The sequence below is a fragment of the Lutibacter sp. Hel_I_33_5 genome, assembly GCF_007827455.1.
Classification (GTDB): domain Bacteria; phylum Bacteroidota; class Bacteroidia; order Flavobacteriales; family Flavobacteriaceae; genus Polaribacter.
This window is the reverse complement of record NZ_VISM01000001.1, coordinates 920,416-938,278: the sequence shown is the minus strand read 5'-3', so window position 1 is coordinate 938,278 and position 17,863 is coordinate 920,416. Positions and strand designations below refer to the sequence as shown.

Annotated in this window: 19 protein-coding genes; 9 read left to right on the top strand and 10 right to left on the bottom strand. The window is 30.1% G+C overall.

Annotated elements, in window-relative coordinates:
* Positions 1–90 precede the first annotated feature (90 nt).
* The 4 genes from OD91_RS04050 to OD91_RS04035 all read left to right on the top strand — a co-directional run bounded on the left by OD91_RS04050 (position 91) and on the right by OD91_RS04035 (position 5,858).
* A complete protein-coding gene (locus OD91_RS04050; protein WP_144895114.1) occupies positions 91–2,610 on the top strand; it encodes a PIG-L family deacetylase in 2,520 nt (839 codons plus the stop codon).
* Positions 2,611–2,613: 3 nt separating this feature from the next.
* A complete protein-coding gene (locus OD91_RS04045; protein WP_144895113.1) occupies positions 2,614–3,081 on the top strand; it encodes a hypothetical protein in 468 nt (155 codons plus the stop codon).
* Positions 3,082–3,214: 133 nt separating this feature from the next.
* The gene (locus OD91_RS04040; RefSeq protein WP_144895112.1) at positions 3,215–4,897 is read left to right on the top strand and encodes a sodium:solute symporter; all 1,683 of its coding nucleotides are present in this window, start codon (positions 3,215–3,217) and stop codon (positions 4,895–4,897) included.
* Positions 4,884–5,858 (top strand): Gfo/Idh/MocA family protein, encoded by a 975-nt coding sequence (locus OD91_RS04035; RefSeq protein WP_144895111.1) that lies wholly within the window; start codon positions 4,884–4,886, stop codon positions 5,856–5,858. Before OD91_RS04040 ends, OD91_RS04035 begins: the two co-directional genes overlap by 14 nt.
* Before the next feature lie 5 nt (positions 5,859–5,863).
* Here OD91_RS04035 and OD91_RS04030 read toward each other — a convergent pair whose 3' ends face one another.
* The 5 genes from OD91_RS04030 to OD91_RS04010 all read right to left on the bottom strand — a co-directional run bounded on the left by OD91_RS04030 (position 5,864) and on the right by OD91_RS04010 (position 10,285).
* Positions 5,864–7,099, bottom strand: coding sequence for a DEAD/DEAH box helicase (locus OD91_RS04030; protein ID WP_144895110.1), 1,236 nt, complete (start codon positions 7,097–7,099; stop codon positions 5,864–5,866).
* Between the two features lie 248 nt (positions 7,100–7,347).
* Positions 7,348–7,836 (bottom strand): nuclear transport factor 2 family protein, encoded by a 489-nt coding sequence (locus OD91_RS04025; protein WP_144895109.1) that lies wholly within the window; start codon positions 7,834–7,836, stop codon positions 7,348–7,350.
* Between the two features lies 1 nt (position 7,837).
* Positions 7,838–8,380 (bottom strand): NAD(P)H-dependent oxidoreductase, encoded by a 543-nt coding sequence (locus tag OD91_RS04020; protein ID WP_144895108.1) that lies wholly within the window; start codon positions 8,378–8,380, stop codon positions 7,838–7,840.
* A gap of 95 nt (positions 8,381–8,475) precedes the next feature.
* Positions 8,476–9,252, bottom strand: coding sequence for an AraC family transcriptional regulator (locus OD91_RS04015; protein ID WP_255513168.1), 777 nt, complete (start codon positions 9,250–9,252; stop codon positions 8,476–8,478).
* A 184-nt stretch (positions 9,253–9,436) separates the two neighbouring features.
* Positions 9,437–10,285: a DUF2911 domain-containing protein gene (locus tag OD91_RS04010; protein WP_144895106.1), complete on the bottom strand. Its 849-nt coding sequence runs from the start codon at positions 10,283–10,285 to the stop codon at positions 9,437–9,439.
* A gap of 110 nt (positions 10,286–10,395) precedes the next feature.
* Here OD91_RS04010 and OD91_RS04005 point away from each other — a divergent pair, with 110 nt between their 5' ends.
* Positions 10,396–11,061, top strand: a complete 666-nt coding sequence (locus OD91_RS04005; protein WP_144895105.1) for an MIP/aquaporin family protein — start codon at positions 10,396–10,398, stop codon at positions 11,059–11,061.
* Positions 11,048–11,809 (top strand): NAD(P)H-binding protein, encoded by a 762-nt coding sequence (locus OD91_RS04000; RefSeq protein ID WP_144895104.1) that lies wholly within the window; start codon positions 11,048–11,050, stop codon positions 11,807–11,809. The genes OD91_RS04005 and OD91_RS04000 overlap by 14 nt, the downstream gene beginning before the upstream one ends.
* A 117-nt stretch (positions 11,810–11,926) precedes the next feature.
* Here OD91_RS04000 and gldG read toward each other — a convergent pair whose 3' ends face one another.
* Genes gldG through OD91_RS03975 form a run of 5 tightly spaced genes read right to left on the bottom strand, consistent with a single transcriptional unit; the run spans position 11,927 to position 15,968 of the window.
* A complete protein-coding gene (gene gldG, locus OD91_RS03995) occupies positions 11,927–13,567 on the bottom strand; it encodes a gliding motility-associated ABC transporter substrate-binding protein GldG (RefSeq protein ID WP_144895103.1) in 1,641 nt (546 codons plus the stop codon).
* Positions 13,560–14,279 (bottom strand): gliding motility-associated ABC transporter permease subunit GldF, encoded by a 720-nt coding sequence (gldF, locus tag OD91_RS03990; RefSeq protein ID WP_144895102.1) that lies wholly within the window; start codon positions 14,277–14,279, stop codon positions 13,560–13,562. The genes gldG and gldF overlap by 8 nt, the downstream gene beginning before the upstream one ends.
* Before the next feature lies 1 nt (position 14,280).
* Complete coding sequence (locus tag OD91_RS03985) at positions 14,281–14,805, bottom strand: GNAT family N-acetyltransferase (protein ID WP_255513167.1); 525 nt, start codon at positions 14,803–14,805, stop codon at positions 14,281–14,283.
* A gap of 2 nt (positions 14,806–14,807) precedes the next feature.
* Positions 14,808–15,104 (bottom strand): putative quinol monooxygenase, encoded by a 297-nt coding sequence (locus OD91_RS03980; RefSeq protein WP_144895100.1) that lies wholly within the window; start codon positions 15,102–15,104, stop codon positions 14,808–14,810.
* 3 nt (positions 15,105–15,107) lie between these two features.
* Positions 15,108–15,968, bottom strand: coding sequence for an S-adenosyl-l-methionine hydroxide adenosyltransferase family protein (locus tag OD91_RS03975; RefSeq protein WP_144895099.1), 861 nt, complete (start codon positions 15,966–15,968; stop codon positions 15,108–15,110).
* A gap of 127 nt (positions 15,969–16,095) precedes the next feature.
* Here OD91_RS03975 and OD91_RS03970 point away from each other — a divergent pair, with 127 nt between their 5' ends.
* From OD91_RS03970 to OD91_RS03960, 3 genes are read left to right on the top strand one after another with little or no spacing between them, the layout of a single operon-like run.
* The gene (locus tag OD91_RS03970; protein WP_144895098.1) at positions 16,096–17,049 is read left to right on the top strand and encodes a PhoH family protein; all 954 of its coding nucleotides are present in this window, start codon (positions 16,096–16,098) and stop codon (positions 17,047–17,049) included.
* Positions 17,046–17,660, top strand: coding sequence for a hypothetical protein (locus OD91_RS03965; RefSeq protein ID WP_144895097.1), 615 nt, complete (start codon positions 17,046–17,048; stop codon positions 17,658–17,660). Before OD91_RS03970 ends, OD91_RS03965 begins: the two co-directional genes overlap by 4 nt.
* Positions 17,661–17,662: 2 nt before the next feature.
* The gene (locus OD91_RS03960) at positions 17,663–17,854 is read left to right on the top strand and encodes a hypothetical protein (RefSeq protein ID WP_144895096.1); all 192 of its coding nucleotides are present in this window, start codon (positions 17,663–17,665) and stop codon (positions 17,852–17,854) included.
* Positions 17,855–17,863: the final 9 nt, after the last annotated feature.

The window sequence follows — 17,863 nt, the reverse complement described above, 5'->3', positions numbered from 1 at the left end:
AAAGAAAGAGGTCTTCTCGAGCGCAGTCGAGAGATTTTATGTAGGTCTCGACTGCGCTCGACCTGACAACAATGAATCAAACTTTATTAAATGAAGAAAATTACTTTTTCTATATTAACTTTTGTCTTAGTTTCTCTAACAATATTTGCACAAAAGCCACAAAAATTATCCTCAAATCAGATTTACGAAAAAGTTCAGAAACTAAATTTTTTAGGAACAGCATTATACATTGCAGCACATCCAGATGATGAGAACACACGATTGATTGCTTATTTATCAAATCATGTAAAAGCAAGAACTGGTTATTTATCGTTAACAAGAGGAGATGGCGGACAAAACTTAATTGGCCCAGAAATTCGCGAATTATTGGGTGTTATTAGAACCCAAGAATTATTAGCAGCAAGGCGAGTTGATGGCGGAGAACAATTTTTTACAAGAGCAAACGATTTTGGCTATTCTAAACATCCAAATGAAACTTTAGAAATTTGGAACAAAAAAGAAGTTTTAAGTGATGTTGTTTGGGCAATCAGAAATTTTAAACCTGATGTAATTATCAATCGATTTAACCATAGAACACCAGGAACTACGCATGGACATCATACAAGTTCTGCCATGTTAAGTGTAGAAGCTTTTGATATGGCAAACGATAAAACTAAGTTTAAAGAGCAATTAAAACAAACAAGTTTGTGGAAGCCAAAACGGTTGTTTTATAACACATCTTTATGGTTTTATAGAGGTAGAGAAGCGGCATTTAAAGAAGCTTCTAAAAACTTTACAAGTTTAGATGTGGGTGTTTATTATCCTTTAAAAGGAGTTTCTAATAACGAGTTAGCTTCTTTGGCAAGTAGCCAACATTTATGTCAAGGTTTTGGAAGATTATCAAGAAGAGGAAGTCAAACCGAATATGTTGAGTTTTTAAAAGGAGAGGAACCAAAAGATAAAAACGATGTTTTTTCTGGAATTAACACAACATGGAACAGAATAAAAGGCGGAGGAGAAATTGGTGATATTTTATACGAAGTAGAACAAAATTTCGATTTTGTAAATCCATCTAAACACTTACCTAAATTATTAGAAGCCTATCAAAAAATACAAAAATTAGAAGACGCTCACTGGCGAAAAATTAAAGAAAAACAAATTTTAAATATTATTGAAGCCTGTGCAGGTTTGTATTTAGAAGCTTCTGCAATTAGTTCAAGTGCAGTGCCAAATTCGTCTATCGATGTGAATTTTGAAGCCTTAAATAGAAGTAACTCAAATATTGAGTTAAATTCTATTGTTTCTTCAATTGATAACAAAACTATTGTAAAAGAAACTGATTTAAAACCGAATAAAAAAGTAAACTTTAAAGAAACGATTGCTATAAAAACCAATCAATTTTCAGATCCATATTGGTTAAGAAAAGCAGGAACATTAGGTATGTACTCTGTTGATGATAAAACGTTAATCGGAAAACCAGAAACACCACGTTCTGCTCAAATAACGTTTAATTTATTAATAGATAATGTTGCAGTTTCTATCACAAAAGATGTAGTAAGAAGATATGCAAAACGTGATAAAGGAGAATTGTATGATCCTTTTGAAGTGTTGCCAGAAATCACCACAAAAATTAATAATAAAGTTGTTATTTTCTCAGATGATTCACCGCAAAAAGTATCAGTTACAATTAGAGCAGGAGCAAAAAATGCAGACGGAAATGTAGTTTTAGAAATTCCAAATGGTTGGACAGTATCACCAAAATTTATAGATTTTAATATCGCGCAAAAAAGTGATACCAAAACCGTTGATTTTATGGTGAGTCCGCCAAAAAATCAATCCGAAGGACAGTTAAAAGTTATTGCAACATCCAACGGGAAAAAATATACCAAAGAGTTGGTAGAGATTTCTTATAGCCATATTCCAAAGCAATCAGTATTATTAAACTCAGAAGCAAAAGTAGTACGATTAAATATTCAAAAAGCAGGAAACTTTATTGGTTATATTCAAGGATCTGGTGATGCTGTTCCAGAAAGTTTACGTCAGATTGGATATTTAGTAAAAGAAATAAAACCATCAGAAATCAACGAGAAAAATCTACAACAATTTGATGCAATTGTTGTCGGAATTAGAGCTTATAACACAATTTCTGAGTTAAAGTTCAAACAAAAATATTTATTAGACTATGTGAAGAACGGCGGAAATATGGTGGTGCAATATAACACGAGTAGGAGAGTAGATGTACAAGCACCGTTTGATTTAAAACTATCTAGAGACCGAGTTACTGATGAAAAATCTGAGGTTACGGTGTTGGCAAATAATCATTCAATTGTAAACTTTCCCAATAAAATTACAGGATCAGATTTTAATGGTTGGGTACAAGAACGAGGATTGTATTTTCCAAATACGTGGAGTAAAGAATACACGCCAATTTTATCGATGAATGATAAAGGTGAAACGGCAAAAAAAGGAAGTCTATTAGTCGCAAAATACGGTAAAGGAAATTATATCTATACGGGTTTAAGTTTCTTTAGAGAATTACCTGCTGGAGTTTCTGGTGCGTATAAATTATTTGCAAACATGTTGTCTGTTGGTAAAGATAAAATAGAGGTTAAAAAAGAAGTGAAAAACTAACTTATGAAAAGTAACTATATAACTATTACATTAATTTTCTTTTTTATATCAATCGCTGCTTTTGGTCAGAAAAAGTGGGGTAAAAAGCAGTTGCAAGTAATTAAGACCATAGATTTATTATCCAAAACTACTTCAGTAAATGGTAAAGGCGCCACTGAATATTCAAAATATCTTTCAGATGACTTTAATAGATGGACTGTTGGTAGTTCTATTATTAATAAAAAAGATAAATGGGTAGAAGGAGTCCATAAATGGTTTAAAGAAGGTTGGCGAGTTTCAGATAAAAAACAAGAAGTTATTGAAATCCTAATTAAAAAGAGAATTGCTTTTACACGTAGAATTGTTACAGAAACATATAAAGGTCCTAAAGGAGATCTTTCTACTTCTAAAGCAGCATTAGCTGAAGTTTGGATTTATAAAAAAAGGAAGTGGTTACTATATAGTGTTAACGTTCATCCAATTAAAATTTAATAATAAAGAGTAATTATGATTAATCAAAAATACCCTTGGAAAAAAGAATACACATTGGTTTTAGTGGCTAATGTTATTTATATCACCGTGTTCTATATCATTACTAATTATTATACTTTTTAATCCATAAAACATGCAAACATTAGATTGGATTGTATTATCGATAACGTTAACATTTATTGTTGCTTACGGAACGTATGTAACGAGAAAAAGCGCAAATGTACAAGACTACATAAAAGGTGGAAATGATTCTAAATGGTGGACAATAGGTTTGTCAGTTATGGCAACACAAGCCAGTGCAATTACATTTTTATCAACTCCAGGACAAGCATTCCATAGCGGAATGGGGTTTGTGCAATTTTACTTCGGATTACCGATTGCTATGGTAATTATTTGTGTAGTTTTTATACCCATTTATCACAAGCTAAAAGTATATACTGCGTATGAGTTTTTAGAAGGAAGATTCGATTTAAAGACACGAACTTTAGCAGCAATTCTATTTTTAATTCAACGTGGATTAGCTGCAGGAATTACCATTTTTGCACCTGCTATTATTTTATCTGCTGTTTTAGGTTGGGATTTATTAACCTTGAATATTATCATTGGTTTTTTAGTAATTATCTATACCGTTTCTGGAGGAACAAAAGCGGTGAATGTTACACAGAAACAACAAATGATTATCATTTTTGTTGGAATGTTGATTGCCTTTTATATGATTATGAGTCAGCTTCCAGCTGATATTACGTTTTCTAAAGCTTTAAAAATTGCAGGAGCAAGTGGAAAAATGGAAGTCTTAGATTTTTCGTTTGATTTAAATAATCGATATACAATTTGGACAGGTTTATTAGGAGGAACATTTTTAATGTTGTCTTATTTTGGTACAGACCAAAGTCAGGTACAACGTTATTTGTCAGGAAAATCGGTAAGAGAAAGTCAGTTAGGTTTAATTTTTAATGGCCTTTTAAAAGTACCAATGCAGTTCTTTATTTTGTTAGTAGGAGTCATGGTTTTTGTGTTTTATCAATTCAATGCATCGCCATTAAATTTTAATCCAAAAGCGACTGAAGCGATTGCAAATTCTGAATATGTTGCGGAATATCAACAACTTGAAAAAGAACATATTAAAATTGAAGATGCTAAGAAACTTCTTTTTTTAGATGGATTTCAGAATGAAGAAATTAATCAAGTTAGAAGTTTAAACGAACGAGATTTAGCATTAAAAGCATCCGCAAAAGAAATTATAAAAAAGATTGATGAAAGTTCTATTGAAAAAATAGAGTCGAACGATAAAGATTATGTGTTTATTCATTTTATTTTAAACAATTTACCTCGAGGATTAATTGGCTTGCTGTTGGCAGTAATATTATCTGCAGCAATGTCTTCTACGGCTTCAGAATTAAATGCATTGGCTAGTACCACAGCAATCGATTTGTACAAAAGAAATGTAAGAGAAGAAAAGAGCGAAATGCATTATGTAAAAATGTCTAAGTGGTTTACATTAGGCTGGGGAATTCTCGCCATTTCAGTGGCATGTATTGCTAATTTGTTTGAAAACTTAATTGAAATGGTGAATATTATTGGCTCCATTTTTTACGGAAATGTATTGGGTATTTTCTTATTAGCGTTCTTTATTAAATTTGTGAAAGGAAACGCTGTTTTTATCGCAGCTGTTATTACACAAGCAATAATAATTTGGGTCTTTAAAATAGATTGGTTGCCTTATTTATGGTTGAATTTATTAGGCTGTGTTTTGGTGATGGGGATTGCAATGATACTTCAACTTTTTATGCCTAAGAGTGTTGATGAAATCGAATAAAACAATTAAATGGGGAATAATTGGCCTTGGGAAAATTGCACATCAATTTGCTACGGACTTAGCAAAAGTAACTAATGCTGAATTATATGCAGTAGCTTCTAGAACTCAAGAAAAAGCAGATAATTTTTCTCAAAAATTTAACCCTGAAGTTGGGTATGATTCTTATGAGAAACTAGTAAGAGATCCACAAGTAGATGCAATTTATATTGCTACACCGCATAGTCTTCATAAAGGAAATACACTTCTTTGTTTACAAAACAAAAAAGCTGTTTTATGTGAAAAACCTTTTGCAATGAATTTGCAAGAGGTTGAAGAAATGATTACAATCGCCAAAGAAAACGATGTGCTTTTAATGGAAGCATTGTGGACACATTTTTTACCTCATTACAACTATGTTTTAGAACTATTAAAAAGTGAAAAATTTGGAAGTATTAAAAAACTAGAAGCAGATTTTGGTTTTAAGTTAGCTTTTGATTTAAATAATAGACTTTTTAATAAAGAAGTTGGTGGAGGTAGTTTATTAGATATTGGAATTTATCCAATTTTCGCAGCCTTATCAACTTTAGGAAACCCTGATTCGATAAATGCCAATGCTACTTTTTTTGAAAATAAAGCAGACTCAAGTTGCGATATTGTTTTTAATTATAAAGATGCTAAAGCTGTCTTAAAAAGTACATTGCTAGAAGAAACAAAAACCGAAGCTATTTTTACTTTAACTAATGCTATTGTAAAAGTAAATTCACGTTTTCATGAACCATCAACAGTAACAATAATTACTGATGGAAAAGAAGAAACGTTAGATTTTGGCTATAATACAATTGGTTATAGTTATGAAATTGAACATTTCAATCAGCTTTTAAGAGATGGTAAAAAAGAAAGTGATATTATGACTTTCGATTTTTCGAAAAACTTAATTAAAACTTTAGATACAGTAAGGAAAATTATCGGATTGGAATATTAGTTTTTTTAATACCAACGCTTCTTTTTCTTCTTAGAAGCCGCTGATTTTCTTCCTTTTTTATGTTTACTCACAGTATTTGGTTGAACTTTTACTTTTTTTGGTTTTATTAAAGGATAAGGATGATCGGTGATTTGCTTTATCGACTTTTCGATAATCGCTTCAATTTTAAGTAAATAACCATCTTCATCTGGGCTACAAAAAGAAATGGCAATTCCAGATTTACCAGCTCTACCCGTTCTTCCAATTCGATGCACATAGGTTTCAGGGATGTTAGGAATATCAAAATTAATAATTGCATCTACATTGGTAATATCAATTCCACGAGCGGCAACATCGGTGGCAATTAAAATACTGTTTTTCTGATTTTTGAAATTCTCTATGGCTTTATTTCTAACAATTTGCGTTTTATCACCATGAATACTAAACACATTATAATTATTCTTAGTAAGGGTTTGCTCTAATTTATCGACACCAAATTTTGTGCGTCTAAAAATAATAATTCGTCCATTTATGGTATTTCGTAATAAATGAAGACATAAATCAGTTTTATTCTTTTTTGGTAGTTTGTATACTAATTGACCAATATTTTTCCCAGTAGTTTCTTCTGGATGAATTTCAATTTTCACAGGATTTTTAAGCGTACTGTTGGCAAGTTCAACTATTTTTTCTGGCATGGTAGCAGAAAACAAAAGTGTCTGTTTTTTAGAAGGGCAGAGTTTTTCTATTTTCTTTACATCATTAATAAAGCCCATATCTAACATTAAATCAGCTTCATCGAGTACAAATATTTCTAGATGAGAAAGCTCAATAGCACCTTGCTTTTGTAAGTCGATTAATCTACCAGGTGTTGCAATTAAAAAATCGATTCCTTTTTTTAAAACATCTTTTTGAGGCTCTAAAGAAACACCACCATAAACTGCCGTTGTTCTTAAATTGGTGTATTTGGTGAAATTTTTAAAGTTTTCTTCTATTTGTATTGCTAACTCACGCGTTGGAGTAATAACCAATGCTTTAATCCTTTTCTCATTTTTTTCAGCATCTTGTTTGTCGATTAAAAGCTGAATAATTGGCAAAGCAAAAGCAGCAGTTTTTCCTGTACCCGTTTGTGCAGACACAATAACATTTTTCTTTTCTAAAATAACAGGAATTGCTTTTTCTTGAACCGAAGTTGGTCTCTGAAAACGTTCTTCCTTTATAGCTTTTAAAATAGATTTGTTATGTATTAATTCTGAAAACTGCATTGATGTTTTTTTTGCAAAGGTAGTTTAATTGCGTAGATGCTATTATTTTGTTTTTTGAAAAATATTAAAGTTAAAATGATCCAATTTTTGCTACGGTATTTGTGGTTAAATAGTAAATGAAATCAAAAAATAATGAACAAAAAAAAGCTTAATTATAAAATTAAGCCTAGAATACTATTGTACAAAATTAATGAAGAAAAGAGTTGTTTTTTAGCTCAGTTCTTTATTTTGAATCGTTAGTTTATAATTCAATTATTTGAATGTGAATCGTAAACTTTTCCACTAATTTTCCATTCACCATCTTTCTTGTATAGTACAAAGAAATCTGTAAAGCGTAATCCACTCCAATCTATAAATTCAACTTTTGCTGCTGCTGCTGGACCAGAAATATCTATCCATGCAATATGATGTTGAATGTTTTCTGAAGGACCACCTTCACTAACTGCTCCACCAAATTCGTCTGCTGTCATGTTATAATGAGTTCCTCCAATAGATCCCACGATATGAGCGTGTTCAAAAAATGCAGATCTACTTAGTTTTCCATCACCAGTCTTTGCACTTTTAATATACGGCTCTAATGCTTTTGTAACTTCTTTAATTTCTTTGAAACTTTGTTTTTCGTCTTGAATATTCATTTTGTTTTTAATTTTAGAATTATGATATAATGTGTCTTCTTGTGCTTGAATAAAAGAAGCAAAAAGAAAAGTTGCGATTATTAGTAAGGATGTTCTTTTCATTTTATGATATGTTTAAATTTTCTATAAAATTGATGTAGTTTTTTGCGTTGTTTTCTATCTCTATTTGGGTAGGACTGTGCTCTTCTCCATAAAAAGCATACAATGGTTTGTAATTTGCTTTCACATATTTAAAAGTAACTTCAAAGGGTCTTGTTAGTTCTTCTAATGTAAAATCATATCTACCAGAAGCTTTGTAGTCCTCTTCTTTAATACCTGCAGTTATGGCTAAAGCAAATTTTTTTCCAGCAAGTTTATAGCCGCTATTTTTACCATAAGCCCAACCGTGAGATAAAACCTCGTCTATCCATTTTTTAAGAAAAGGTGGGCAGTTAAACCAATAAAAAGGAAATTGAAGTACAATCTTATCTACAGATTCTAATAACTCTTGTTCTCTTTTAACGTTTATCTCTAAATCTGGATATTTTTTGTGAATATCGTGAATAACAATACTTTCTGGGTATTTATTTAGCTCTTCAATCCATCGCTTATTTATTTTAGATGTACCAAGTTTTGGATGCGTTACTATTACCAATGTTTTTCCCATTATTTCATTTTTAAAATGATTATGGTACAAAAGTATCGTAGAATAGTAAGATTGAAATGGAGTAAAAGTTCTTTGATATGGATTATAAGTTCAACTTAATTTGCTGAGCGATATTCTGAAGGAGAACTTCCTATCTTCTTTTTAAAAGTTCTAGTAAAGTATAAAGGGTCGTTAAAGCCAACGCCATAAGCAATTTCATTAATAGGCATTTCTGTTATAGAAAGTAACTCTTTTGCTCTTTTAAGTTTTAAATCTGTCATATAACTGTTAGGGGTGTCATTAAAGACTTTTTTAAATTCTCTCTTAAACGACGAAACACTTAAATTGCATAGCTTTGCTAATTCTTCTTGATTTAAGTTTGAATAACGATGTAATTCTATTACATTTTTTAACTGAACACTTTGTGTTGAATATAAATCTGAAATTAATTCTTGTATAGAACAAACGTTTTTAGATTGTATTAGTAATAGGATTAATTCTTTAATTTTTAATTCTAATAAATCATTGTTTATTAAAGTTGGGTTTACAAAATAAAATTCCAAAGATTCTATAAACTTTGAGATAACTTCTTTAGAAACAATAACTTCACTATGAGTTTTGCATTCGTTAATTTGTATAGTTTTTGGTAATTCATTTGCATAGAGTTTTTTTAATAACTCTGGATATAGATGAATTATCATAGCTTCAACTTCTTCTTCATCTGTCTGCTTTAGAATTTCCATAAAATGATTTCCACATTTTAATAGAACAGCTTCTTGACTATTTACCTGAACATTTTGTTCTGCAGACATTAGTCTTGGTGCTCTATCTTTAAAATATATAAAGCAACCATTGTTTTCAAAAATAGCTTCATATTTGAAAGGAGTAGCCATTTTTATTTTTTCGATGATTATTTTATCATCGTATTTGAAAGTTTTCCGCTCAATAATCATTGGTATTATCTTTAAGGCCCGATTTTAATGATTTATATTCGGAGTTAACGAAGTTAGTTTTTTAAAAATAAAAAAACCTCACAAAAAGTGAGGTTTCATATATTTTAATTTGAAAGAAAACAAGTTACATTGCTCCCCATTCTTTTAAAGATGCTTTGTTCATTTTTACATAACCAGCATTTCCTTCTTTTTCAGCATGCATTAACGAAGCCTTAGCGGCTTTAATAGCGCCTTTCTTGTTTCCAGCTTTTGCGTGAATTAAAGATTGCTGACGTAAATACCAAAACTTAGGCTTTGCAGAATTCATTGCAACTGCCTTATCAATCCATTCTTGTGCTTGCTTAATATCTTTTCCAGATTGTAAATAATAAACTGCCGCTGAATAAAAATCTGAATCCGCAGGGCCATTCATAACTTTTTTAATTCCTTTAGAAACCATTGCGTCAGTCGGAGTTTCAAACTTTATACCTACATAGGCTTTCTCCCAAAGAATCCCGATTACAGCAGAACTATTGGTTAAATCATCAAAAGTCATGGTGAATGTTTCAATATCCATAGGCATAGGAATTACATCAACTTTAACTTCTGCAGCTACTTTAGCATCATCCCATTTTCTAGGCGTTCCCCAGTTAGAAGCATCAGAATAAAAGATTACATCCCATGAAGAAGCTCCAGGTTTTGTATAAATTGCATAGGTTCCTTTTTTCAATTCTTTTCCGCCAACAGTAACATCTGTAGAAAATGTAACTTTAGTATTGGCGTTCGCACCTGTTCTCCATAATTTACCATAAGGAACTAAATCACCAAAAATAGTTCTTCCTTTCATTCCTGGTCTAGAGTATTCTAAAGTAACATCAGTTAAACCAACTGCTTGTTCCATTTTAGAAGAAGGACTTGGGGCTGGTGTTTTAATTTGTGCATTTGCAGAAAAAGAAATTGCAACTACAAATAAGCTTAATAGTATTTTTTTCATCATTGTGAGTATTTTAAATTGTGATGCTAAATTTACAATGAAATAGTAGGATAAATGTTAACAAAAACTTAAAATAAAGCGGTGTATCTTTGCACATACTTTTACAACAAATGAAAAGATATATTTCTGAATTTATCGGTACATTTTCCATGATTTTTTGTGGAACAGGCGCTATGACCATTAACGAAGTTACAGTCGGAGATGTAACCCATGTGGGTATTGCTATTACTTGGGGATTAATAGTGATGGCAATGATTTATGCTTTTGGAGAAACTTCTGGAGCACATTTTAATCCTGCCGTTTCTATTGCATTTGCATATGCAAAAAAGTTTTCGTGGAAAGAAGTGCCAAAATATATTTTAGCACAAGTTTTAGGAGCAATTTTAGCGAGTTTAATCTTGTGGTTTTTATTTCCAGCTAGCGAAAAGTTAGGGGCAACCATACCAACTGTTGATGTTTGGCGTGCGTTTGTATTAGAGTTTTTACTCACATTTTTCTTAATGGTTACTATTATAAACGTCTCTACAGGAAGTAAAGAAATAGGTGTTGTTGCTGGTATTGCAATTGGAGCTGTGGTTCTATTAGAAGCTATGTTTGCAGGGCCAATAACAAATGCGTCTATGAATCCTGCACGTTCTTTTGCTCCGGCAATTGTTTCTGGAAACTTACAGCATTTATGGATGTATATTACTGCGCCAATTTTAGGTGCATTGTTAGCTGTGGTTTCGTGTAAATTAGTAAAAGACGATAACTGTTGCGAAGATGAAAACTGTTAGTATTCTTGGTTGCGGTTGGTTAGGAAAACCATTGGCAATCTCTTTATTAAATGATGGTTATAAAGTAAAAGGTTCTACTACAACTGAAGAAAAATTGGAACTTTTAGAAGTCAATAATATAGAGCCATATATAGTTGATATTAGTGAGTTTGAAGAGTTTGATAATTTTTTACATGCTGATATTTTAATTATTGCCATTACTTCAAAAGACATAGATGGATTCGAGAATCTAATTTCTCAAATACAAGAATCTTCTATCCAAAAAGTGATATTTATTAGTTCAACTTCTGTATATGGAAGAATTAATAAGGTGATGACTGAGGAAGATGAAACCTTAGAGACTCCATTAGCTCAAATTGAAAACCTATTTAGAGAAAATACGTTTTTTGATACGACTATTATTCGATTTGCTGGTTTATTTGGTGATGAAAGACATCCTTGTAATTGGTTTAAAAACGGACGAAAAATACCGCAACCAAAAGGTTTTGTAAATATGATTCATAAAGAAGATTGTATTAACATCATTCATGAGATTATTGATCAAAATTGTTGGAATCAAACTTTTAATGCGTGTTCTAATCATCATCCAACGAGAAGAGAGTTTTATACCTTAGCAAAGGTTAGTAACGATTTCGAAGTTCCAGAATTTGAAGATAATGCTGTTTATCAATGGAAAATTATTAGTTCTAAAAAAGTACAAGAAGTTTTAGGTTATACTTTTATTCACGATAATTTACTTTCTATTTAGTTTTTAAGTTCAAAAGTTCAAAAGTTCGAAAGTGAAATGTAATTTTCATTGTTGTTAAGAACTAAGAACTAAGAACTAAGAACTAAGAACTAAGAACTAAGAACTAAGAACTAAGAACTAACGATACTTCTTTTTCCTCAAATAATTAAAAACAATTCCGAAAATAAACAATAATATTAGTGGTAGAATTACATTTATAAACTGCCAAAAAGTTCGTTCTTTAAATGCTTTTTGTTTATCTAGAATATTTATTTGAAGTGTTTTATTTCTTAAGTTGATTAATCCAGAATCGTCTAATAAATAATCAACAGTGTTTAGTAAAAAGTCTTTATTTCCGAATTGTTGTTTTGTCCATTTATCAATAGATAAATCGTGTGGTTTTCCTTTTAAAATCTGATTTTTAGCAATATCACCATCAGAAATAACAACCATTTTATTTTGATTCGATTTCTCTTTAAAAAGTGACGTATTATAAGGTTTGATTCTGTTTTTAAACGCTGAGTTAAATTCACCTTCTAATAAAACTGCAAATAATTGATTTCCGCTTTTATAATCTTCTTCTTTTGGTTCTTTTGCAACACTTTGTAATTCTATAAAACGAGGAACACCAACTTGCTGCGTTAAAACAGAACTTACTAATAAAGGCGTTTTTTTGATGTTGTTTTTTAAAGTATCAATCTGATTTGCAAATTGTAATCGAACTGGAGAAATGTTTTTGGTTATCGCATGATTTGGATTTCCGCCAACCAACGGATTGTAAAACCAATCCAAATTTTGAAACTGCGTTTGATTTCCTACATTTCCTGTTGCTAATGGTATTTTTGCAGCATATAAATCTTTTATCAATTTAGAATTTATTCTAACACCATATGTAAATAATAAGTCGGTTAGATTTAAATCTCTTGGATATGCTAACATTTTTCCACCACCATACAAGCTGTCTAAATCTGCTTGAACTTGATCAATCATCCAAAGAGATTTTCCTCCATTTGTAATGTATTGATCTAAGGTGAATTTTTCTTCGGATGTAAATTTTTGAGTAGGTTTTGCAATAATTGCTAAATCAAAAGAAGTTAAATCTTGCAAAACTTTCTTCGGGTTTTTAGCAACAGAATCTAAAGTGAATTTTGCCAATCTGTATTTCTTAGCAACTTCACTTAAAAAACTGTATAAATGAATGTCTTGCAATTGTCCGTTTCCAGTAATTACAGCAACTCTTTTTCTGTTTTTTTGATTGATTTTATGAATAGCATTACTAAAACTATATTCTAAATTTTCAATAGCTTTTTGTAATTGTTCTTCTTGCGATGTTACAATTGCTGTTGGCAATAATGAAACAATTTCTGTTCTTGTTTTATAGTTGATTTCTGCCCAAGGAAAAATAATTGCTTCCGATAATTTACCGTCTTCTTCGACAGTTAATTGACTTGGCATCATTCCTTTTTTAATTAATTTTTCTCGTTGATTATCAGGATTAATAAATCTAAAATTAATATTGTTATTTTCAGCTTTTAACTCTTCTAAATATTGAAGTGTTTCTACCTGTAAACGTTTAAATTCTGAAGGAAAATCACCTTCTAAATAAATATTTATATAGATGTTTTTATCAACCTTATTTATAATTGACTTTGTAACTTCCGACAACGTATAACGTTTATCTTTTGTTAAATCAAAACGCGTGTAAAAAGATTGATTTAAGAAGTTTAAAACAATCAATCCAAAACACAGAAAAATAATATGTTTTAGCTTTTTACTCATTGCTTAATTGTTGTTTAGTAATGAATAAAAAGAAGAAAGTGATCGATACAAAATATAGGATATCTCTAGTGTCTATAACACCTCTAGAAATACTTTTAAAATGTTCTTTAATTCCGAATTGTTGAAAGGCAAAACCTTTATTTCCAAAAGAACTTGAAATTGCTTCAAATCCGTAGTATAAAATAAACGTGATAAAAATTCCTAGAATAAATGCAACAATTTGGTTTTTAGAAAGTGTAGAAGTAAACAATCCGATAGCTGTATATGTTGCTGCTAAAAATAACAAACCGATATATGCGCCAATCGTACTGCCAATGTCTAAATTACCGACAGGAGTTCCTAATTGATAAATAGTGAATACATAGGTTAATGTTGGTAAAAGTGCCACAATAATCAGTAGGAGAAAAGCAGAGAATTTTCCAAATACTATTTGCCAATCAGTAATTGGTTTTGTTTTTAAGATTTCGATGGTTCCAGCATTAAATTCTTCTGCAAAACTTTTCATTGTTATAGCAGGAATTAAAAATAAAAATACCCAAGGCGCTAAAAAGAAAAAAGGATTTAAATCGGCAAAACCAGCATTTAAAATATTGAACTCATCTTTAAAAATCCAAAGGAATAATCCGTTTAAAAGCAAGAAAACACTAATCACTAAATACCCGATTGGGGAAGCGAAAAACGAGTTAAATTCTTTTTTTAATATTGGATACATCTTATGATTTTTCTAATTTCCAAATTCTATTATGATCGAAACCTATATCTTTTCTTTCGGGTTGAAAAACAAAATTGTGTTTCTTTAACAACGCTTTAGAAGCAGTATTATTTTTATGAGTAAAAGCTTCTATCGTTTTTAATTTCATTTTGTTAAAACCAAAATCTAAAACTGTTTTCATAGCTTCAGACATCAATCCTTTTTGATGAAAGCTAGGATCTAATTCATAACCTATTTCTGCATATTTATTTTCTAACGAAATTCTATGATAAACGATAGTTCCAATTACTTTTTTATTAAGTTCCATGGCCCAAAAAATACGATTCCCTTTTTTAAATTCTTGAAGACAAACTGAAATAAAATCTTTTGCATCTTCCAGATTATCAGGAATTTTTCTAGTAATTAATGCATTAATTATTTTGTTCGATCGTAAACTATAAACAGCTTCAATATCATCAAAACCTAATTCTCTATATTTTAATCGTTGGCTTTCTAGGTTAGGAAAAGTTGTAAAATCAAAATACATAATTAGTCTAATGAAGTTAGTTTATCAACACTCCAAGCTTGCGGTTTATCATTAAATAAAACCTTTGTTTTTGCCCAAACACTTTTAAATAATTCAGAATTCCTATAGTTTTCCAAATCTTGTTCATCTTCCCAATAAGAATACGTAAAAAATATTTCAGGATTGGTTTTATCTTGATGTAATTCTAATAAGGTACATCCGTTACTTTTTCTAATAAACTCTTTTTTCTCATTAAAGATTGCACGAAACTTTTCTATATGTTTTGAATGAAAACTCATTTTTACAATTCGTACAAACATATTCTAACTTATTGTTGTGAATTCTGGAGTTTTTGTGTTTAAAAACTCAACTGCAATAGTATCTCTATAATCCAATCCTAATAAAGAAGAAGCGCCACCAACTGTTTTTAAATTACTTCTATAAATAGCAATTTCTAAAAATCCAGCAGAATTAAAAATAGCCAATTTATTTCCATCATATTGACGTAAATCTTTAGCATCTACAGCAACAATTTCGTTGTATTTTCCATGAATTTTTGAAAAAGAATAACTTCGAGCTGTTACTTTATAATTACGACCTTTACCAATTTCTTGAAACATTTTCTTACTAATGTTACTTATCACATTTCCGTAATTATCAATATAAATAACACCTCCAATAATCTGATTTTGAGTTTGATTTACTTTTGGCTGAATCTCAACCATTTTTTTATACGAAGGAATTTCTTTACCAATCACATCCAAGCTTCCGCCACGAGCAATAAAACAAGCAACTTGCACAAAAACATCTAAAACAGGAAAACTAGATTCAATTCTATCATGAATATTAATTTCCACAATTTTTGTTGGATTAATTTCTGATGCAATCATGGAGATTAATCCATTATCAGGACAAACAAAATAATGTCCGTCAAGTTCTATAGCAATATGTTTATTGTCTTCACTAATTTCTGAATCTACACCAACGATATGTATCGTTCCTTCAGGAAAACTTTTATATGAATTCTTTAAAATATAAGCAGTTTCAGTAATGTTAAAAGGGGAAATATGATGGGTGATATCAACAACTTTTGCTTCGGGCAATTCAGAATAAATTGCACCTTTTACAGCACCCACAAAGTGGTCTTTAGTTCCAAAATCAGTAGTTAATGTAATAAAAGACATTAAGGAAGGCTGTTAATTAAATGTGTAAAAGTTCTTAACTATTTTAAGCAAATCTACACATTTTAGAAAATTTATTCGCTATTTTTAGTTTGAATTATTTGAATAAGAATCTAATACATATAAACATTTGAACGAACGCATTATTGAGTTAACAGAAATCAATCCTAAAGATTTCTTTGGCGCCCAAAACAGTACCATTGAGCAATTAAAAAGATACTTTCCAAAAATAAAAATTGTTGCTCGAGGATCTAAACTTAAAATTTATGGAGAATCTGATCTTTTAGATGAATTTGAAACTCGTTTAGAACGATTGATAAAGTATTTTAATCGATATAATAAGTTAGATGAAAATAGTATTGAACGTATCTTAACATCCAACGGAAAAGAAGAAAAAACGATTGCTACAAAAAATGCTAAAGATGTATTAGTACATGGTGTTAGTGGAAAATTAATAAAACCTCAGACCGAAAATCAGCGTAAAATGGTTTCTTTGATGAGTAAGAATGATATGTTATTTGCTGTAGGTCCTGCAGGAACAGGAAAAACGTATACAGCTGTTGCCTTAGCAGTAAAAGCATTAAAAGAAAAGGATGTGAGAAGAATTATTTTAACAAGACCAGCAGTTGAGTCTGGTGAAAATCTGGGTTTTCTTCCTGGTGATTTAAAAGATAAATTAGATCCTTATATGCAGCCGTTATATGATGCATTACGAGATATGATTCCGCATGAAAGATTAGAATCTCATTTAGAAAAAGGAGTTATACAAATTGCACCGTTGGCTTTTATGCGTGGTAGAACGTTAGATAATGCTTTTGTAATTTTAGACGAAGCACAAAATACTACCCATAGTCAGATGAAAATGTTTTTGACAAGAATGGGGAAAAGCGCAAAGTTTATTATTAATGGAGATCCTGGACAGATCGATTTACCTAGGAAACAAGTTTCTGGTTTAAAAGAATCGTTATTAGCATTAAAAAACATTGATGGAATTGCTCAAGTATATTTAGATGATAAAGATGTTGTTAGACATCGATTAGTTAAGAAAATAATTAGTGCATATAAAAGCATAGAAACGGAATGATAAAAATTGAAGAAGACAAACTAGGATTACAAGATTATTTTTATATCGGTTATTTATACTTAATCATTTTAGGTATTGTAAGTGATGCTATCTTTTATGGCATTTTTGGAGTTTCTTATTTAAACTATACTACTATTTTAGATGCATTAATTTCTCCAATAAGTTTGTTAACTAATAATTGGAAAATTTCTATATTTTTAGCTTTAATGTTTTGGTTGATGCATATGTATTTTTCTAAATGGATGTTTAAATTTTATGCATATTTAAGAGTCAAGAAATGGTATCAAAAAATATATAATATTGAAAAATGGGATAAGAAGTATGAAGCTTTAAAAAAGAGAAAAAATCAAATTCCAGGGTTAATGTTTATCTTTTTTTTACTATTTGTTTCTATGAGAACAGGTATGGGAATAGGGATGATGCAAAAGCTTGCACAGGAAGAAATTAAACCAAATTATTCCTTGATTTTTAAAGATAATACAAAGTTAGATGTTAGAAAAATAGGTCAGAATTCAGCATATTTCTTTTATTTTATTCCTGGAGAAAAAGTGATTACTGCTACACCAATTTCTGACAATTTAAAGCAAATAAAAGTTATACAAAAGAAATAAAAATGACAAAAAAAAAATTTGCAATTATAGGATTATTAATATCAATACTTGGAGTTTTAATATATTTTCTAGATTCTAATGACTCAAATTTATTACCAGATATTTTAAAAGGAAAGGGTTTACTTATTGCTATTATTGGTTCTTCTTTTTCTTTTTTTTATTCTTTATATAAAAAGAATAAAAAAGGAAAGTAATTAATTATT